Here is a 12,735-nt window from a genome sequence, read left to right as displayed (position 1 = left end):
AGAGGTATGAGGCTCAACGATTTCGAGGAGCGGGGCTACGTGATCGTGCCCGCGCTGCTGTCGCCGGACGAGGTGGCCGAGCTGCGCGAGGAGTTCATGGCCCTGCATGCCAGGGGTCCCATCCCACGGCATTTCACCCCGGCTCCGCAGCAGCCGGGCCGGCCGTACGACGTGCTGCGCGACTACCCGCGCGTCATGCACCCGCACCAGGTGAACGACGTGGCCCTGCGCTACCTGCTGGACGCCAGGATCGCGGCGATCTTGCGTGAGCTGCTCCAGGAGGAGCCGATAGCAGCCCAGAGCATGTTCTACTTCAAGCCGCCCGGCGCCAAGGGGCAGGCGCTGCACCAGGACAACTTCTACCTCCAGGTCGAACCGGGCACCTGCGTGGCCGCCTGGATCGCGCTGGACAAGGTCGACCGGGCCAACGGCGGGCTCGAGGTCGTGCCGGGAACGCACAAGATGGACCTGTTCTGTCCCGAGGACTCCGACCCGAGCGTGTCGTTCACGCGGGACTACGTGCCGCCGCCGCCCGGCCTGGAACGGGTACCGGTCGACATAGAGGCGGGCGACGTGCTGTTCTTCAACGGCAGCCTGGTGCACGGCTCGGAGCCCAACAGCACTACCGACCGCTTCAGGCGCAGCTTCATCTGCCACTACGCCGGCCGGTCGGCCGAGCGCATCGCCACGTACTACCCGACGATCACCATGGACGGCGAGCCGATCCAGCTGGAGCCCGCCACGGGCGGCGGGCCCTGCGGGACGGAGATCGACGGCCCGCACTAACCGCCGGAGATGTCCGACTCGGCATCGTCGGGCACGACGCAGTCCCACGGATCGTCCAGCCAGCCGTCCGGCAGCAGCACCTTGGCGCGCTCGCCCGACTTGCCGCGCGGGGTGTCGGTGTTGGGCGGCCACGGCTGGTCGCGGTCGAGCTTGGCCAGGCTCTCCCGCAGCCCGTCCAGCGACTCGGACGTGGCCAGCTCGCGCCGCACCGCGCCGCCGACGGTGAACCCCTTGAGGTACCAGCCGACGTGCTTGCGGAAGTCGGCGATCGCGTACCGCTCCTGGTCGAAGCACTCGGTCAGGCCCTGGGCGTGGCGGAGCATCGTGTCGGCCACCTCGCCGAGGGACGGCCTCGTCCTGGTGTCGTCGCCGTTGAAGGCGTTCTCGAGATCCGCGAACAGCCACGGGCGTCCCAGGCAGCCGCGCCCCACGACCACCCCGTCGCAGCCGGTTTCCGCCACCATCCGCACCGCGTCGTCGGCGCTCCAGATGTCGCCGTTGCCCAGCACCGGGATCTCCTCGACCGCCTCCTTGAGCCGGGCGATCGCCTCCCAGTCGGCGACCCCGCCGTAGTGCTGCTTGGCCGTACGGGCATGCAGCGCGATCGCCGCGACACCCTCCTCGACGGCGATCCGCCCCGCGTCCAGATAGGTCAGGTGATCGTCGTCGATGCCCTTGCGCATCTTCATCGTCACCGGCAGCGCTCCCGCGTTCGCGACGGCCTCACGCAGGATGCGCCGCAGCAGGTTCCTCTTGTACGGCAGGGCCGAGCCGCCACCCCGCCGGGTCACCTTCGGAACCGGGCACCCGAAGTTCAGGTCGATGTGGTCGGCCAGGTCCTCCTCGGCGATCATCTTGACCGCCCGGCCCACGGTCTCGGGGTCGACGCCGTACAGCTGGATGCTCCTGGGCGTCTCCGACTCGGCGAACCTGATCATCCTGAGCGTCTTGGGATTACGCTCCACCAGCGCCCGCGTCGTGATCATCTCGCAGACGAACAGCCCCGCGCCCTGCTCCCTGCACAGCACCCGGAACGGCGAGTTCGTGATCCCCGCCATGGGCGCCAGCACAACCGGCGGCCACACCCCTATCGGCCCAATCTTCACCCCCTCAGTTGTAGCGCACCTCCAGCCTCGGGAGGTATTCGCGGATAGGCTGAAGCCGGCGACTCGGCTGGGGAGGCGATGGATGCTGCTGCGACTGCGTATCGCGCTGCCCGACAAACCTGGCTCGCTCGCCCAGGTGACCAGGGCGCTCGGCGCGACGGGCGCCGACATCACGCAGGTGATCGTCCTGGATCGGGGCGCGGGCCGGGCCGTCGACGACCTGACGGTCTTCTGCCCCGAGGGCACGCCCAAGCAATCCCTGGCCAAGGGGGTGGAGAGCGTGCCCGGCGTGACCGTCGAGGGCATCTGGACCACCCGGGAGGCGCCGGGCACCTATCCCGAGCTGGAGATACTCAAGTACATCGCCACCGCGGGCGACCGGGCGCTCACCACGCTCGTCGACTCGCTGCCGGTCCTGTTCAGCGCCGACTGGGCGGCCACCGCCGGCGAGCACGGCGTCGTCTACACCAGCTGGCGTGCCCCGCAGGACATCCCGAGCCTGCCCGACACGCCGCCGCGTCCGGTGGCCACCACGCTCGACGGCGGGCTGCACCTCATCCACGCCCCGCTGCCGCCGCTCGCGCTGACGCTCCTGCTGGCTCGCACCGACGGTCCCGCCTTCCACCGGATCGAGGTCCACCGGCTCACGCGCATCCTGGAGATCTTCCTCAGCCTCCCCGCGACGGAGCGCAGCGTGGCACGCCAGCTCCGCAAGTGAGCATCCGGTCAGGAAACCCGGTACAATCGACGGGCAACGCGGAAGTGGCTCAGTGGTAGAGCATCACCTTGCCAAGGTGAGGGTCGCGGGTTCGAATCCCGTCTTCCGCTCGGAGACCGCCTCGGTGGAGTGGCCGAGAGGCGAGGCAGCGGCCTGCAAAGCCGTATACGCGGGTTCAAATCCCGTCTCCACCTCACGGACGATTAGCTCAGCGGGAGAGCGCTTCCCTGACACGGAAGAGGTCACTGGTTCAATCCCAGTATCGTCCACCACAAAGCCCCAGCTCACAGAGCTGGGGCCTTTTTGTTCAGCTGCCTGTGGTCGAGAAGGCTCTACAACCGCGACATGTCTGCTCGAGCCTCGAAGAGGCGTTCCGCCTCCGCGACCGCGTCGGCCAGGGCCTCGGGCTCCGGCCGCAGCCCGGCCAGGATCGTGTCCAGCTCCCGCAGTCCCGCCCGGCTCAGCAGCCGCTTCTCGTTGGTGACCCACTCGCCGCGCTCCGCGAGGATGGCGTGCGCGGTCTGCACGGCAGCGGTGGCCACGGCACCGGCGACCTCGGTGGCCTGCCCGTGCGGGAGGTAGGCCCCCTTGGCGTACCGCAGCGTCAGATCCGCCCGCCCGCGCCACATAGCGGGCGCCGACTCCCGTAGCGCCCGCGGATAGCCGGGCCGCGGCAGCTCTCCGCGCAGCACCCGGTTCAGGGCGAGCTCGGCCACCACCAGATAGCTGGGGATGCCCGCCAGGTGGAACATCAGCGGCTCCCAGCGGAAGCGCCCCTGCTGGGCCTCGGCGAGCTCGTGTTCGACGACGTCGAGATCGCGGTAGTGGACGTCGACGCGCCTGCCCGACACGGACAGCCACGCGCCGCCGTTGAAGACCCCGCCGCCCCAGCCGCCGATCTCGGACACCTCGCCTTCCCATCCGACGGCCCGCAGCTCGTCAGGATCGAAGGCGCCGCGGTAGTAGATGGCGAAGTCCCAGTCGCTGTCTGGAGTGTGGGTGCCCTGCGCGCGCGACCCGCCAAGAGTGACAGCCCGTACGGCGGGCAACCCGGCAAGCCGGTCAGCGACAAGGCCGAGAAACATCTCATCGGTCATGAGAATCCGATCGGAAGAAGTGAATGACAGACACCACGGGCACCGCCGACCCCACGCCGGAGCCAGGCTCGAACGCCGCGCCACAGGTCATCGGTGCCGGATCATCACTTCATGATCCACGACCCTACAACAGCACTCAGAGGCGCAGCAAACAGCGTGAGGGTGGCCGGCTGGGATTCGAAGTCGTCCTCGACGATTTCGTCAGGATATCTTGACGAACACGGAGAGCGTCAAGGTATCTTGACGCCCATGACTCTGAAGTTCGCCGACATCCCCGGACACGAGGGGTTCGCTGCGCCGGTGCTTCCCGGCGGGGAGCTGGCCCGCTCCGCCAGCGCGTTCACCAGGGACTTCGTCGGCTACCGGGCCGCGTGTTCCTGCGGGTGGTCCGATCGGCGGCAGTATCCGGCCACGCCCGAGGGGGCCAAGGACGCGGAGGGCCGATGGACCGTCCACGCAGGGCCGCTGCTGCTGGCCGCGCCGCCCAGCTGGCTGGTGATCAAGTCGAACCTGCTGTGCGAGCAGATCGTGAACCTCACGGCCGACCGGCCTCTGGCCTCCCTCACCTTGCTGTCACAGGTGGAAAGCTGGCAGCGCACCCTGCTCGAGCAGGCCGTCGCCAAGGCCAGGGAGAGCGGCGCCTCCTGGTCGGAGGTGGGGGAGGCGATGGGGATCTCCAAGCAGGCCGCCCACGAGCGGTTCAGACCCCACGTGGACTAGCCGCGGACTCCAGCAGCACGCAGCACTCCCCCGCGCGCGGGTCCAGCCTCGCCCGCACCCCGGTGACCTCGAGCCCGTCCAGGTAGCCGGTCATGAACTGCTGGTTCATCGCGCACACCAGGTCGGGGGCCTGGGCGGCCAGCGGGTGGAACGGGCAGTTGCGCAGGCGGACCCGGGTCGGGCTCACCCGGTCGGGCTCGAAGCCGAGCCGTTCGAGGATGTCCCGGCAGAACGTGAGCGCGCGCTCCGCGCCGAGCCGCCCGGGGCGGGCCGCCGCGCGATCGGCGGCGCCCAGCTCCCGGCCACGCTCCCGTGAGGTCCTGATGGCGGCCTCGGTGCCCGCCTCGCCGGAACGCTGGCCGATGATCGCCTCGAGGAAGAGCCCGGCCAGGAACTCGTGGCGCCGCTCGGGGATGCTGACGTGGATCTGGGTGTCGGCCGGCAGGTAGACCTTGGGCTGGCGGCCGACCTTGCGCACTCCCTCCGGCGCCGCGTACTCGGCGCGCAGCAGCCCGGCGGCGACCAGCTTGTCCAGGTGGAAGGCGGCCAGCTTGCGGGAGATGCCGGCGTTCTCTGCGGCCTCGTCGCGCGTCACGGGACGCCTGGCACGCCGTACGTAGAGGAAAAGCTCCCTGCGCGAGCGCTCGCCGAGCGCGCCCACGAGCTCCAGATCCATGCATACCTCCCATGAGCGTTGGCGTAATTCTACGTCTTGACTGTCCGGCGGAATAAGACCAGCATTGATTAGTGAAACCCTTCTTGCAAGGGAGGTGGTCGCCGTGGAGACAGGCAAGCAGCCGGTGAGCGCCGTGCTCGCCGGACCGTACGGTCACCCGTACCATCCGATCCTGGTCACCGTGCCCATCGGCGCCTGGGTGTCCAGCCTGGCCTTCGACGTCGCCTCCCATGTCGTGGACAACGGCCAGTTCCTTACCTACGGGGCGCGGTGGCTCATCGCGATCGGCATCGTCGGCGCGGTCGCCGCGGCCTGCGTCGGGGCGCTCGACCTGTTCGCCATCCCGACTGGCACCCGCGCCTTCCGCACGGGCCTGCTGCACATGAGCCTGACCCTGTCGGTGACCGCCGCCTACGCGGTCAACCTGTGGTGGCGGCTCAACGGCGGCGACGGAGCGGGCGTGCTCGTCCTCAACGCGGCCTCCCTGGCCGTGCTGTCCATCGCCGGATATCTCGGCGGCAAGCTCGCTTTCCGGTACGGCGTGCGCGTCGCCGACGAGAGCGCGCAGGCCGAAGGGTTCACCCATCACGCTGAGAGGTAGCCATGGAAATCGCCGCGCTGATCACCTGGATCCTCACCGCTCTGGGCGGCCTGACCATGCTGGGCATGTGGCTCTCACACGGCGGCGCCCGCCAGGGCGGCACCACGCACCTGCCCGTTCCCGTCATCTTCGGCCACTTCGCCCTGGCCGCCCTCGGCCTGCTCGCGTGGATCTTCTACGTCGTCACCGACGCCAAGGCCCTGGCCTGGACCGCCCTGATCCTGCTCCTGCTGGTCGCCGTCCTCGGCTTCACCATGCTCGCCCGCTGGCTTCCGGTACGGCGCGCCAAGGCGACCGTGACAGCCGGGCAGCCGGAAACCGCGGCCTCGGCCCCGCCGGAGAGCCACTTCCCCGTGGCGATCGTGGGCGGCCACGGCGTGCTGGCCGTGGCGACGCTGGTGCTCGTACTGCTGAGCACCCTGACCGGCTGACGGCCCGCCGTACAGCCGGATCGTGCCGGATCGCCCGCGGCGGGCTATCGTCGAGGTGGGCGTGTGAGGGCGCCTCCGGGTCCGCGGGCAGGACTGAGTCCACCTCAGCTCACCGAGCTCGACGAAGCCGACGATCTCCTTTCGGCCTGATACGCGGACCGCAGGCCACGAAGGAGACGTCATGCCCGAGCTTCCCGAGCGCCCCGACCTCGACCAGCTGCGCCGCCAGGCCAAGGAACTGCTGCGCGAGGCCAGGGCGGGCGATCGCGCCGCGCTGACCCGCATGGGCACGGTGTCGCCCGGCCTGACGCTGGCCGGCGCCCAGCTCGCGATCGCCCGCGAGTACGGCTTCGCCGGGTGGTCCAGGTGACCCCGCTGATCACGTCCGCGAGCTACGGCGACGCCGAGGTGGCGGCGGTGCTCATCGAGGCGGGCGCCGACCTGGAGGCCACCGCTGCGCAGACCTCCGGCGGGGTGCCGGGCGGGACCGCGCTGCTCCATGCGGCGGTGTTCGGCATGACCGAGGTACTGGACCTGCTGCTGGCGGCCGGTGCGCCGGTGAACAGCCTCAGCGAGGCCGCGGCGGCCGGCGATGTCACCGGCTGGCTGGGCCGGGACACCCCGGTGCAGGACCGCGTCCGTGCCCTGGCGATGGCCGCCGACCACCAGCGGCTGGACGTGATCGACCAGCTGCTGGCCGCCGGGACCCCGATCGACGCCGAGGACGACCGCTACCGCCTCCAGGCGTTGCGGCTTGCGACGGAGAACGGCAGGACGGCCGGCGTCGAGCACCTGCTCCGCCGCGGCGCCACTCCAATCCTCTATCTCGATCGGTGATGGATGCGATCGCGCATCGGTCCTGGTTCGCGTGGATCGCCCGCTGTCGAATGTGGATATGTCGTGGTTTGTGGTTCAGGCGGATGAGGCCGAGGTCGTCGAGCTGCCCGGTGGTGGCGCGTTCCGGTTGCTGGCCGACGGTCGTGACACAGGTGGTGCTCTGGGGGCGAACCGGCTGGCGCTGGGTGCGGGAGCAGACGGAGCCCGCACCCACTTTCACGCGCGGTCGTCGGAGACGTTCTTCGTGGTGTCCGGTGTCGTGGAGTTCTTCCTCGACGGGAAGCTGACGAGCGTGGGTGCCGGCGGGATGGTGGTGATCCCGCCCGGCGTGCCGCACGCCTTCGGCGCCGCGCCCGGGTCGGCCGCCGACCTGTTCGCTGTCCTCACGCCGGGTGTCGACCGGTTCGAGTACTTCAGGACACTCGGGAGGGTCCAGCGCGGCGAGGAGTCCTTCGACACGCTGCTGCCCGAGCAGGACCGCTTCGACGTCCATTTCCTGGACGCCACCGCCTGGCGCGAGGCCCGCGGTCGCTAACCCCCGAGGAAGGCCCGGGCGTTGCGGCGGGCGAAGTCCAGGAACGTGGTGGGTTCGAGGCCGAACCTCTGGTGGGTCTCCGTCCAGACGTGCGTCTCGGGGCGGCGCAGGCGCTCGGCGAGCAGCTCGCCGACGATGCGCATGGCGAGCGCGGGCGTTCCCCGGCTTTCCAGCTCGCGCAGCTTGTCCTCCAGCGTGAGGTTCACGTAGTGGAAGGCGGTCCCCGTCGCCTCCGAGATCCGCTCGGCGACCTCCTTCATCGACAGCGCCTCGGGGCCGCTGATGTCGTAGGCCCTGCCCTGGTGGCCGTCGGAGCGCAGCAGCGCGACGGCCACCTTGGCGACGTCCTCGACGTCGACCGGCGCGAGCCTGGTCTCGCCGATCGGCATGCGCAGCTCCCGCCGCTCCGGATCGACGCCCGTGAGCGTGCCCGGCAGGTAGAACTGCATGAACTGGCTCGGCCGCAACTGGGTCCACGCCATCCCCGACGCCTCGAGGTGGCGCTCGATCGCCGCGTGCTCACGCGTCCCGGTGAACGCCTCGAGGTCGAAGCCGACCCCGGCCTCCTTTCCCGAATACTTCACGATGTACGGCACGCCGGCCGCCCCGGCCGCGTCGATGAACGTGCACTGCGTCTCCAGCATCCGCTCCCTGGCGGAGGAGATCATGAGGACTCGGTGGACACCGTCCAGTGCGGCCTTCAGCGAATCCGGCCGCGACATGTCCCCTTCGACGAGCTCCACCCCTGGCAGCCCGTCGAGCCTGCGTGCCCTGCCGCGGTCCCTGGTCAGCGCCCGCACGGGGACGCCCTGCCTGACGCATTCGCGGACGACCGCCGATCCGCTGAGCCCGGTGGCTCCTGTCACCAAAATCATGACTACGACGTTAATAGCGTTTACTACAAAAAAACAAGTACTAACTTCTCCCTCTGTAGAATGAGGGCATGACGACGCCCCGCACGTACGGTGACCCGTGCGCCCTCACGCGCGCCCTCGATGTGATCGGCGAGCGGTGGGCCCTGGTGATAGTCCGTGAGCTGCTGTTCGGACCCAAGCGCTACAGCGACCTGCAGGGCGGCCTGCCCAACGCCAGCCCCACCGTGCTGGCGCAACGGCTCAAGGAGCTGGAGGGCGCGGACGTGATCCAGCGCCGCAAGCTGGGCCCACCGGCCCGGGCCTGGGTGTACGAGCTGACCGACTGGGGTCGTGAGCTGGAGCCGATCCTGGTGCGGCTCGGCCACTGGGGCCGCCGTACCCCCCGCCACGACGCGGCGGGGATGCTGAGCACCGACTCGCTGATGCTCGCGCTGGAGAGCCACCTCGACCTCACCCGCCTGGGCGGCCTGACCGCCACGTACCTGGTCGATCTGGGCGAGGACCTCTTCACCGTCCGCCTGGTGGACGGTGCGCTCGCCATCCGGCGCGAGGAGCCGGCGCACCACGACGCGGCCGTCAGGACCGACCCGACGACGTTCAAGGCCCTGGTGATCGAGGGCCGCCCGGCGGGCGAGCTCGGCGGCCGGCTGACGGCCACCGGCGATCTCGAGGCCCTCGATCGGCTGCTCGGCGCCCTGAGCGACTGATCCAGGACCAGTCGAGGTGCACGGGACACGCGGCTGGGGCTTTGATCGAAGGTGGGGCGGGATGGCTGGGGCTTCTCTATGATCAAGGCCAGCAAGTCGCGAAATTTCCTCACGTGCACATTCGCCGGCGTAGCCACGCCGGAAAGCGAAGGAGACCGAGATGGTCGCACGATGGGCCGGGTTACCCGTACTCGCCGCGGTGATGCTCCTGGCCACCGCGTGCGTCAACCCGAGCGCCGGCCAGTCGCAGCAGCCCGGCACGAGCGCGAGCACGAGCACTGGCGCGCAGAAACGCATCGCGTTCTTCGGCTTCGCCAAGGCCAACTCGTTCGCCTCGGCCACCTTCGCCGGCATCGAGGACTACGCCAAGGCGCACGGCGCCACGGCCGAGTTCTTCGACCCCAACTTCGACGCCCAGGCGCAGGTCCGGCAGATCCAGGACGCCGTCACCGCCAAACGCTTCGACGTGTTCGTCGTCCAGGCCAACGACGGCGCCGCCGTGGCTCCCGCGCTGCGGTCGGCCGTGCAGGCCGGCATCGCGGTCGTCATCCACTTCACCCCCGCCGGCACCCGCTACGACACCGCGCAGCCCCAGGTGGACGGCACGGTCACGCTGGTGGACGTGCCCACGCAGAACGGCGAGACCCTCGGCAGGCTGGCGGTGCAGGCCTGCCAGAGCAGGAAGCTGAACCCATGCGAGGTCGGCTACCTGGAGGGGCTGAAGGCGCTGCCGCTGGACAACGCCAGGACGAACGCGGCCGTCGGCGCGCTGAAGCAGGCGCCCGGCGTCAAGCTCGTGGCGCAGCTGGAAGGCGGCTACACCCAGGACACCGGCCGCAAGGCCATGCAGGACATCCTCCAGCGCGACCCGGGCATCGACGTCGTCATCGGATCCTCGCAGGCCGTCGCCGGCGCCGAGGCGGTGGCCAAGGGCAAGCACATCATGTACGTGGCCAACGGCGGCTCGCGCCAGACGGTCGAGGCGGTCCAGGCCGGCCGCTGGTTCGCCGCCTACTACCTGCCGGTCCGCACCCTCGGTGCCAAGGCGGCCGAGCTGGGCCTGGACAAGGCGCAGGGCAAGCAGGTGCCCGCCGCCAACATCATGACCGACGTCCAGCCGGGCAAGAGCCTGGGCACCAAGGAGGTGCTGGCCGGGGTCACCGGCGAGTACGACGAATGATCCGGCTGGAGGGCGTCACCAAGAGCTACGCGGGCACGACCGTGCTGCACCAGGTGAGCCTGGACATCGCGCCCGGCCGGGTGCACGGCCTGGTCGGCGAGAACGGGGCAGGCAAGAGCACCCTGGCGCGGATCCTGTCCGGCCTCACCCCGCCGGACGCGGGCCGCGTCCTGCTCGACGGGCGGCCCGTGAAACCGCGCGCGGCGCACGGGATCACGCTGGTGACGCAGGAGGTGACGCTGGTCCCCGCGCTGACGGTGCTGGAGAACGTCTTCCTCGGCAGTTGGTCCAGCCGCGGCGGCTGGTGGACTCCGCAGGCTGACCGCGAGCGCCTGGCGGCGCTGCTCCGCCGTACCGGATTCGCGATCGAGGCGGACAGGCCCGTGCGCGAGCTGTCGGTGGCCGACCGGCAGCGCGTGGAGATTCTGCGCGCGCTGGCGGGCGAGCCCAGAGTGATCGCGCTGGACGAGCCGACGGCGCTGTTCACGCAGGCCGAGACGGACCAGCTGCTGGACCTGCTGCGGCGGCTGGCGGCCGGCGGCACGGCCGTGGTGCTGATCTCCCACCGGCTGCCGGAGGTGCTGTCGGTGTGCGAGGTCGTCACCGTGCTACGCGACGGGCGGCACGTGCTGACCTCGCCCGCCTCGGAACAGACGTCGGACTCGCTGGTGCGGCGCATGGTCGGGCGCCCGATCGAGGTGCTCTATCCCGAGCCCGCCCCGGTCGCGGACGACGCGCCCGTGGTCCTGTCCGTCACCGGCCTGCGCGGGGCGGGCCCGCTCCACGTGCCCGAGCTGAAGGTCCGCGCGGGTGAGATCGTCGGACTGGCCGGGCTGGTCGGCAGCGGCAGGACGCGGACGCTGCGGCTGCTGTTCGGCGCCGAGCGCCGCACGTCCGGCCGGGTGGAGATCGACGGCCGGCAGGTACGGCGGGCCGCGCCGGCCGCGGCGATGGCACGCGGCATGGCCATGGTGCCCGAGTCGCGCCAGGACCAGGGCCTGGTGCTGGTGCGCTCGCTGCGCGAGAACCTGGCGCTGGCCAGCCTGCCCGCCCGGCAGCGCGCGGGCTTCGTACGGCAAGCCGCCGAGACCCGCGACGCCGCCGCCTGGACCGACCGGCTGGACATCACGGCCGCCGATCCGCGCGGGCCGATCGCCGGCCTGTCGGGAGGCAACCAGCAGAAGGCGATGTTCGGCAAGTGGCTCCTGCGCGAGCCCCGGGTGCTGCTGGTGGACGAGCCGACCCGCGGGGTGGACGTGGCCGTGAAGATCGAGATCCACCGGCTGCTGGTCGAGCTGGCGGCGCGCGGCATCGCCGTCCTGATGGTCTCCTCCGAGATCGAGGAGGTCCTCGGCCTGTCCCACCGCGTCGTGGTGATGCGCGCGGGCACGGTCGTGGGCGAGTTCCGGCGCGGGAGCGCCGCGCGGGAGGACGTCATGGCGCTCGCGTTCGCCGGGGAGCCGTCGTGAGAGTGCGCGACTCCGGCATCCTGCTGGCGCTGATCGCCCTGGCCGTGGCGCTGTCGCTGGCGACGGGCACGTTCCTCACCCAGGGCAACCTGGTCAACCTGCTCGACCAGGCCGTCATCGTGGGGCTGCTGACCTGCGGCATCACGATGTGCATGATCGGCGGGGTGTTCGACCTGTCGGCCAGTGCCGTGCTCGCGGTCAGCGCGATCGTGGCCGTGCTGGTCACCAGGGTCGCCGGCGTGGGCGCAGGGTTCGCCGCGGCGGTGCTGGCCGGCGCGCTGATGGGCGCGGTCAACGGGACGGTCGTGGTGCTGTCACGCGTCCACTCCTTCATCGTGACCCTGGCGCTGAGCATCGTCTTTCGCGGCCTGGCCCTCATCCTCACCGGCGGGGCGATCGTCTACCCGGACGCGGCACGGCTGACGGCCTTCCAGTCGCTGAGCTGGCCGACGGTGCTGGGCGGGGTCACCGTACCGTCGCTGATGCTGCTCGCCGTGGCGGTGGTGACCTCGCTCGTGCTGTGGCGGACCACCCTGGGGCGGCGCGTGTACGCCGTGGGCGGCAACCCGGAGGCGGCCCGGCTGTCCGGTATCGGGGTGGGGCGGGTGCGGGTCGTCGTGTTCACCGTCAGCGGGATCTGCGCGGCGCTGGCGGGGCTGGTGCTCGCCGCCCGAGGCGGTTCCGCGCAGGCGAGCATGGGCACGCTGCTCGAGCTCAGCGCGATCGCCGCCGCCGTGATCGGGGGCACCAGCATCCTGGGCGGGGAGGGCGCCATCTGGCGCGGCATGGCGGGCGTGGCGATCCTCACGCTGATCGGCAACGGCTTCAACCTGCTCGGCTGGGACACCACCTACGAGCCGATCGTCGAAGGCGTGCTCATCCTGGCCGCGGTGAGCACCGACTACGCACTTCGCCAACGCAGGGCGTAACTGTGAAAAACCCTCATGTAAGGCACTACCATCTGTTCATCGAATGGGCGCTCACCCGAGGTGCGAAC

16 protein-coding genes and 3 tRNA genes are annotated in these 12,735 nt (G+C 70.7%); 15 read left to right on the top strand and 4 right to left on the bottom strand.

Annotated elements, in window-relative coordinates; translation table 11 throughout:
- The first annotated feature begins 6 nt into the window (after positions 1 to 6).
- The gene (locus tag ACIBHX_RS25120) at positions 7 to 786 is read left to right on the top strand and encodes a phytanoyl-CoA dioxygenase family protein (protein WP_397069661.1); all 780 of its coding nucleotides are present in this window, start codon (positions 7 to 9) and stop codon (positions 784 to 786) included.
- Here the strand turns inward: ACIBHX_RS25120 and dusB are convergent.
- Positions 783 to 1,892: a tRNA dihydrouridine synthase DusB gene (dusB, locus tag ACIBHX_RS25115; protein WP_397069660.1), complete on the bottom strand. Its 1,110-nt coding sequence runs from the start codon at positions 1,890 to 1,892 to the stop codon at positions 783 to 785. The genes ACIBHX_RS25120 and dusB overlap by 4 nt on opposite strands.
- Before the next feature lie 82 nt (positions 1,893 to 1,974).
- On the opposite strand from dusB, the gene ACIBHX_RS25110 reads away from it, so the two are divergent.
- The 4 genes from ACIBHX_RS25110 to ACIBHX_RS25095 all read left to right on the top strand — a co-directional run bounded on the left by ACIBHX_RS25110 (position 1,975) and on the right by ACIBHX_RS25095 (position 2,882).
- Positions 1,975 to 2,610 carry an amino acid-binding protein gene (locus ACIBHX_RS25110; RefSeq protein WP_397069659.1) on the top strand — a complete coding sequence of 212 codons (636 nt, stop codon included), beginning with the start codon at positions 1,975 to 1,977 and terminating at the stop codon, positions 2,608 to 2,610.
- 38 nt (positions 2,611 to 2,648) lie between these two features.
- Positions 2,649 to 2,720 (top strand) — tRNA-Gly (locus tag ACIBHX_RS25105).
- 13 nt (positions 2,721 to 2,733) lie between these two features.
- Positions 2,734 to 2,804, top strand: a tRNA-Cys gene (locus ACIBHX_RS25100).
- Between the two features lie 3 nt (positions 2,805 to 2,807).
- Positions 2,808 to 2,882, top strand: a tRNA-Val gene (locus tag ACIBHX_RS25095).
- A 60-nt stretch (positions 2,883 to 2,942) separates the two neighbouring features.
- Here ACIBHX_RS25095 and ACIBHX_RS25090 read toward each other — a convergent pair.
- Positions 2,943 to 3,707: a nucleotidyltransferase domain-containing protein gene (locus ACIBHX_RS25090; protein WP_397069658.1), complete on the bottom strand. Its 765-nt coding sequence runs from the start codon at positions 3,705 to 3,707 to the stop codon at positions 2,943 to 2,945.
- Positions 3,708 to 3,956: 249 nt separating this feature from the next.
- Here ACIBHX_RS25090 and ACIBHX_RS25085 point away from each other — a divergent pair, with 249 nt between their 5' ends.
- Entirely contained in the window at positions 3,957 to 4,427 is a 471-nt protein-coding gene (locus tag ACIBHX_RS25085; RefSeq protein ID WP_397069657.1) for a hypothetical protein, read from the top strand.
- Here ACIBHX_RS25085 and ACIBHX_RS25080 read toward each other — a convergent pair.
- On the bottom strand, positions 4,408 to 5,103 hold the full coding sequence (locus tag ACIBHX_RS25080; RefSeq protein WP_397069656.1) for a helix-turn-helix transcriptional regulator: 696 nt from the start codon (positions 5,101 to 5,103) through the stop codon (positions 4,408 to 4,410). The two genes, ACIBHX_RS25085 and ACIBHX_RS25080, sit on opposite strands and share 20 nt — an antisense overlap.
- Positions 5,104 to 5,206: 103 nt before the next feature.
- Between ACIBHX_RS25080 and ACIBHX_RS25075 the strand changes: the two genes are divergently transcribed.
- From ACIBHX_RS25075 to ACIBHX_RS25055, 5 genes are all read left to right on the top strand, one after another.
- Positions 5,207 to 5,704 carry a DUF2231 domain-containing protein gene (locus ACIBHX_RS25075; RefSeq protein WP_397069655.1) on the top strand — a complete coding sequence of 166 codons (498 nt, stop codon included), beginning with the start codon at positions 5,207 to 5,209 and terminating at the stop codon, positions 5,702 to 5,704.
- Between the two features lie 2 nt (positions 5,705 to 5,706).
- A complete protein-coding gene (locus ACIBHX_RS25070; protein WP_397069654.1) occupies positions 5,707 to 6,135 on the top strand; it encodes a hypothetical protein in 429 nt (142 codons plus the stop codon).
- A gap of 181 nt (positions 6,136 to 6,316) precedes the next feature.
- Complete coding sequence (locus ACIBHX_RS25065) at positions 6,317 to 6,505, top strand: hypothetical protein (protein WP_397069653.1); 189 nt, start codon at positions 6,317 to 6,319, stop codon at positions 6,503 to 6,505.
- Positions 6,502 to 6,972 (top strand): ankyrin repeat domain-containing protein, encoded by a 471-nt coding sequence (locus ACIBHX_RS25060; protein WP_397069652.1) that lies wholly within the window; start codon positions 6,502 to 6,504, stop codon positions 6,970 to 6,972. The genes ACIBHX_RS25065 and ACIBHX_RS25060 overlap by 4 nt, the downstream gene beginning before the upstream one ends.
- A gap of 58 nt (positions 6,973 to 7,030) precedes the next feature.
- Entirely contained in the window at positions 7,031 to 7,507 is a 477-nt protein-coding gene (locus tag ACIBHX_RS25055) for a cupin domain-containing protein (protein WP_397069651.1), read from the top strand.
- Here ACIBHX_RS25055 and ACIBHX_RS25050 read toward each other — a convergent pair.
- The gene (locus ACIBHX_RS25050) at positions 7,504 to 8,382 is read right to left on the bottom strand and encodes an SDR family oxidoreductase (protein ID WP_397069650.1); all 879 of its coding nucleotides are present in this window, start codon (positions 8,380 to 8,382) and stop codon (positions 7,504 to 7,506) included. The genes ACIBHX_RS25055 and ACIBHX_RS25050 overlap by 4 nt on opposite strands.
- A gap of 68 nt (positions 8,383 to 8,450) precedes the next feature.
- Here ACIBHX_RS25050 and ACIBHX_RS25045 point away from each other — a divergent pair, with 68 nt between their 5' ends.
- From ACIBHX_RS25045 to ACIBHX_RS25030, 4 genes are all read left to right on the top strand, one after another.
- Complete coding sequence (locus tag ACIBHX_RS25045; protein WP_397069649.1) at positions 8,451 to 9,089, top strand: winged helix-turn-helix transcriptional regulator; 639 nt, start codon at positions 8,451 to 8,453, stop codon at positions 9,087 to 9,089.
- A gap of 160 nt (positions 9,090 to 9,249) precedes the next feature.
- The gene (locus ACIBHX_RS25040; RefSeq protein ID WP_397069648.1) at positions 9,250 to 10,269 is read left to right on the top strand and encodes a sugar ABC transporter substrate-binding protein; all 1,020 of its coding nucleotides are present in this window, start codon (positions 9,250 to 9,252) and stop codon (positions 10,267 to 10,269) included.
- Positions 10,266 to 11,738, top strand: coding sequence for a sugar ABC transporter ATP-binding protein (locus ACIBHX_RS25035; RefSeq protein WP_397069647.1), 1,473 nt, complete (start codon positions 10,266 to 10,268; stop codon positions 11,736 to 11,738). The genes ACIBHX_RS25040 and ACIBHX_RS25035 overlap by 4 nt, the downstream gene beginning before the upstream one ends.
- Complete coding sequence (locus tag ACIBHX_RS25030; RefSeq protein WP_397069646.1) at positions 11,735 to 12,667, top strand: ABC transporter permease; 933 nt, start codon at positions 11,735 to 11,737, stop codon at positions 12,665 to 12,667. Before ACIBHX_RS25035 ends, ACIBHX_RS25030 begins: the two co-directional genes overlap by 4 nt.
- Positions 12,668 to 12,735: the final 68 nt, after the last annotated feature.

The sequence above is a fragment of the Nonomuraea sp. NPDC050536 genome (assembly GCF_044457685.1).
Lineage (GTDB): Bacteria > Actinomycetota > Actinomycetes > Streptosporangiales > Streptosporangiaceae > Nonomuraea.
This window is presented reverse-complemented; position numbering and strand designations above follow the sequence as displayed.

What these genes read in the sequence shown, in the direction of transcription:
- ACIBHX_RS25065 (WP_397069653.1), top strand. Translation starts at nt 6,317, where the DNA reads ATGCCCGAGCTTCCCGAGCGCCCCGACCTCGACCAGCTGCGCCGCCAG.
- ACIBHX_RS25040 (WP_397069648.1), top strand. Translation starts at nt 9,250, where the DNA reads ATGGTCGCACGATGGGCCGGGTTACCCGTACTCGCCGCGGTGATGCTC.
- ACIBHX_RS25110 (WP_397069659.1), top strand. Translation starts at nt 1,975, where the DNA reads ATGCTGCTGCGACTGCGTATCGCGCTGCCCGACAAACCTGGCTCGCTC.
- ACIBHX_RS25090 (WP_397069658.1), bottom strand. Translation starts at nt 3,707, where the DNA reads ATGACCGATGAGATGTTTCTCGGCCTTGTCGCTGACCGGCTTGCCGGG.
- ACIBHX_RS25055 (WP_397069651.1), top strand. Translation starts at nt 7,031, where the DNA reads ATGTCGTGGTTTGTGGTTCAGGCGGATGAGGCCGAGGTCGTCGAGCTG.
- ACIBHX_RS25120 (WP_397069661.1), top strand. Translation starts at nt 7, where the DNA reads ATGAGGCTCAACGATTTCGAGGAGCGGGGCTACGTGATCGTGCCCGCG.
- ACIBHX_RS25050 (WP_397069650.1), bottom strand. Translation starts at nt 8,382, where the DNA reads ATGATTTTGGTGACAGGAGCCACCGGGCTCAGCGGATCGGCGGTCGTC.
- ACIBHX_RS25085 (WP_397069657.1), top strand. Translation starts at nt 3,957, where the DNA reads ATGACTCTGAAGTTCGCCGACATCCCCGGACACGAGGGGTTCGCTGCG.
- ACIBHX_RS25080 (WP_397069656.1), bottom strand. Translation starts at nt 5,103, where the DNA reads ATGGATCTGGAGCTCGTGGGCGCGCTCGGCGAGCGCTCGCGCAGGGAG.
- ACIBHX_RS25035 (WP_397069647.1), top strand. Translation starts at nt 10,266, where the DNA reads ATGATCCGGCTGGAGGGCGTCACCAAGAGCTACGCGGGCACGACCGTG.
- ACIBHX_RS25070 (WP_397069654.1), top strand. Translation starts at nt 5,707, where the DNA reads ATGGAAATCGCCGCGCTGATCACCTGGATCCTCACCGCTCTGGGCGGC.
- ACIBHX_RS25045 (WP_397069649.1), top strand. Translation starts at nt 8,451, where the DNA reads ATGACGACGCCCCGCACGTACGGTGACCCGTGCGCCCTCACGCGCGCC.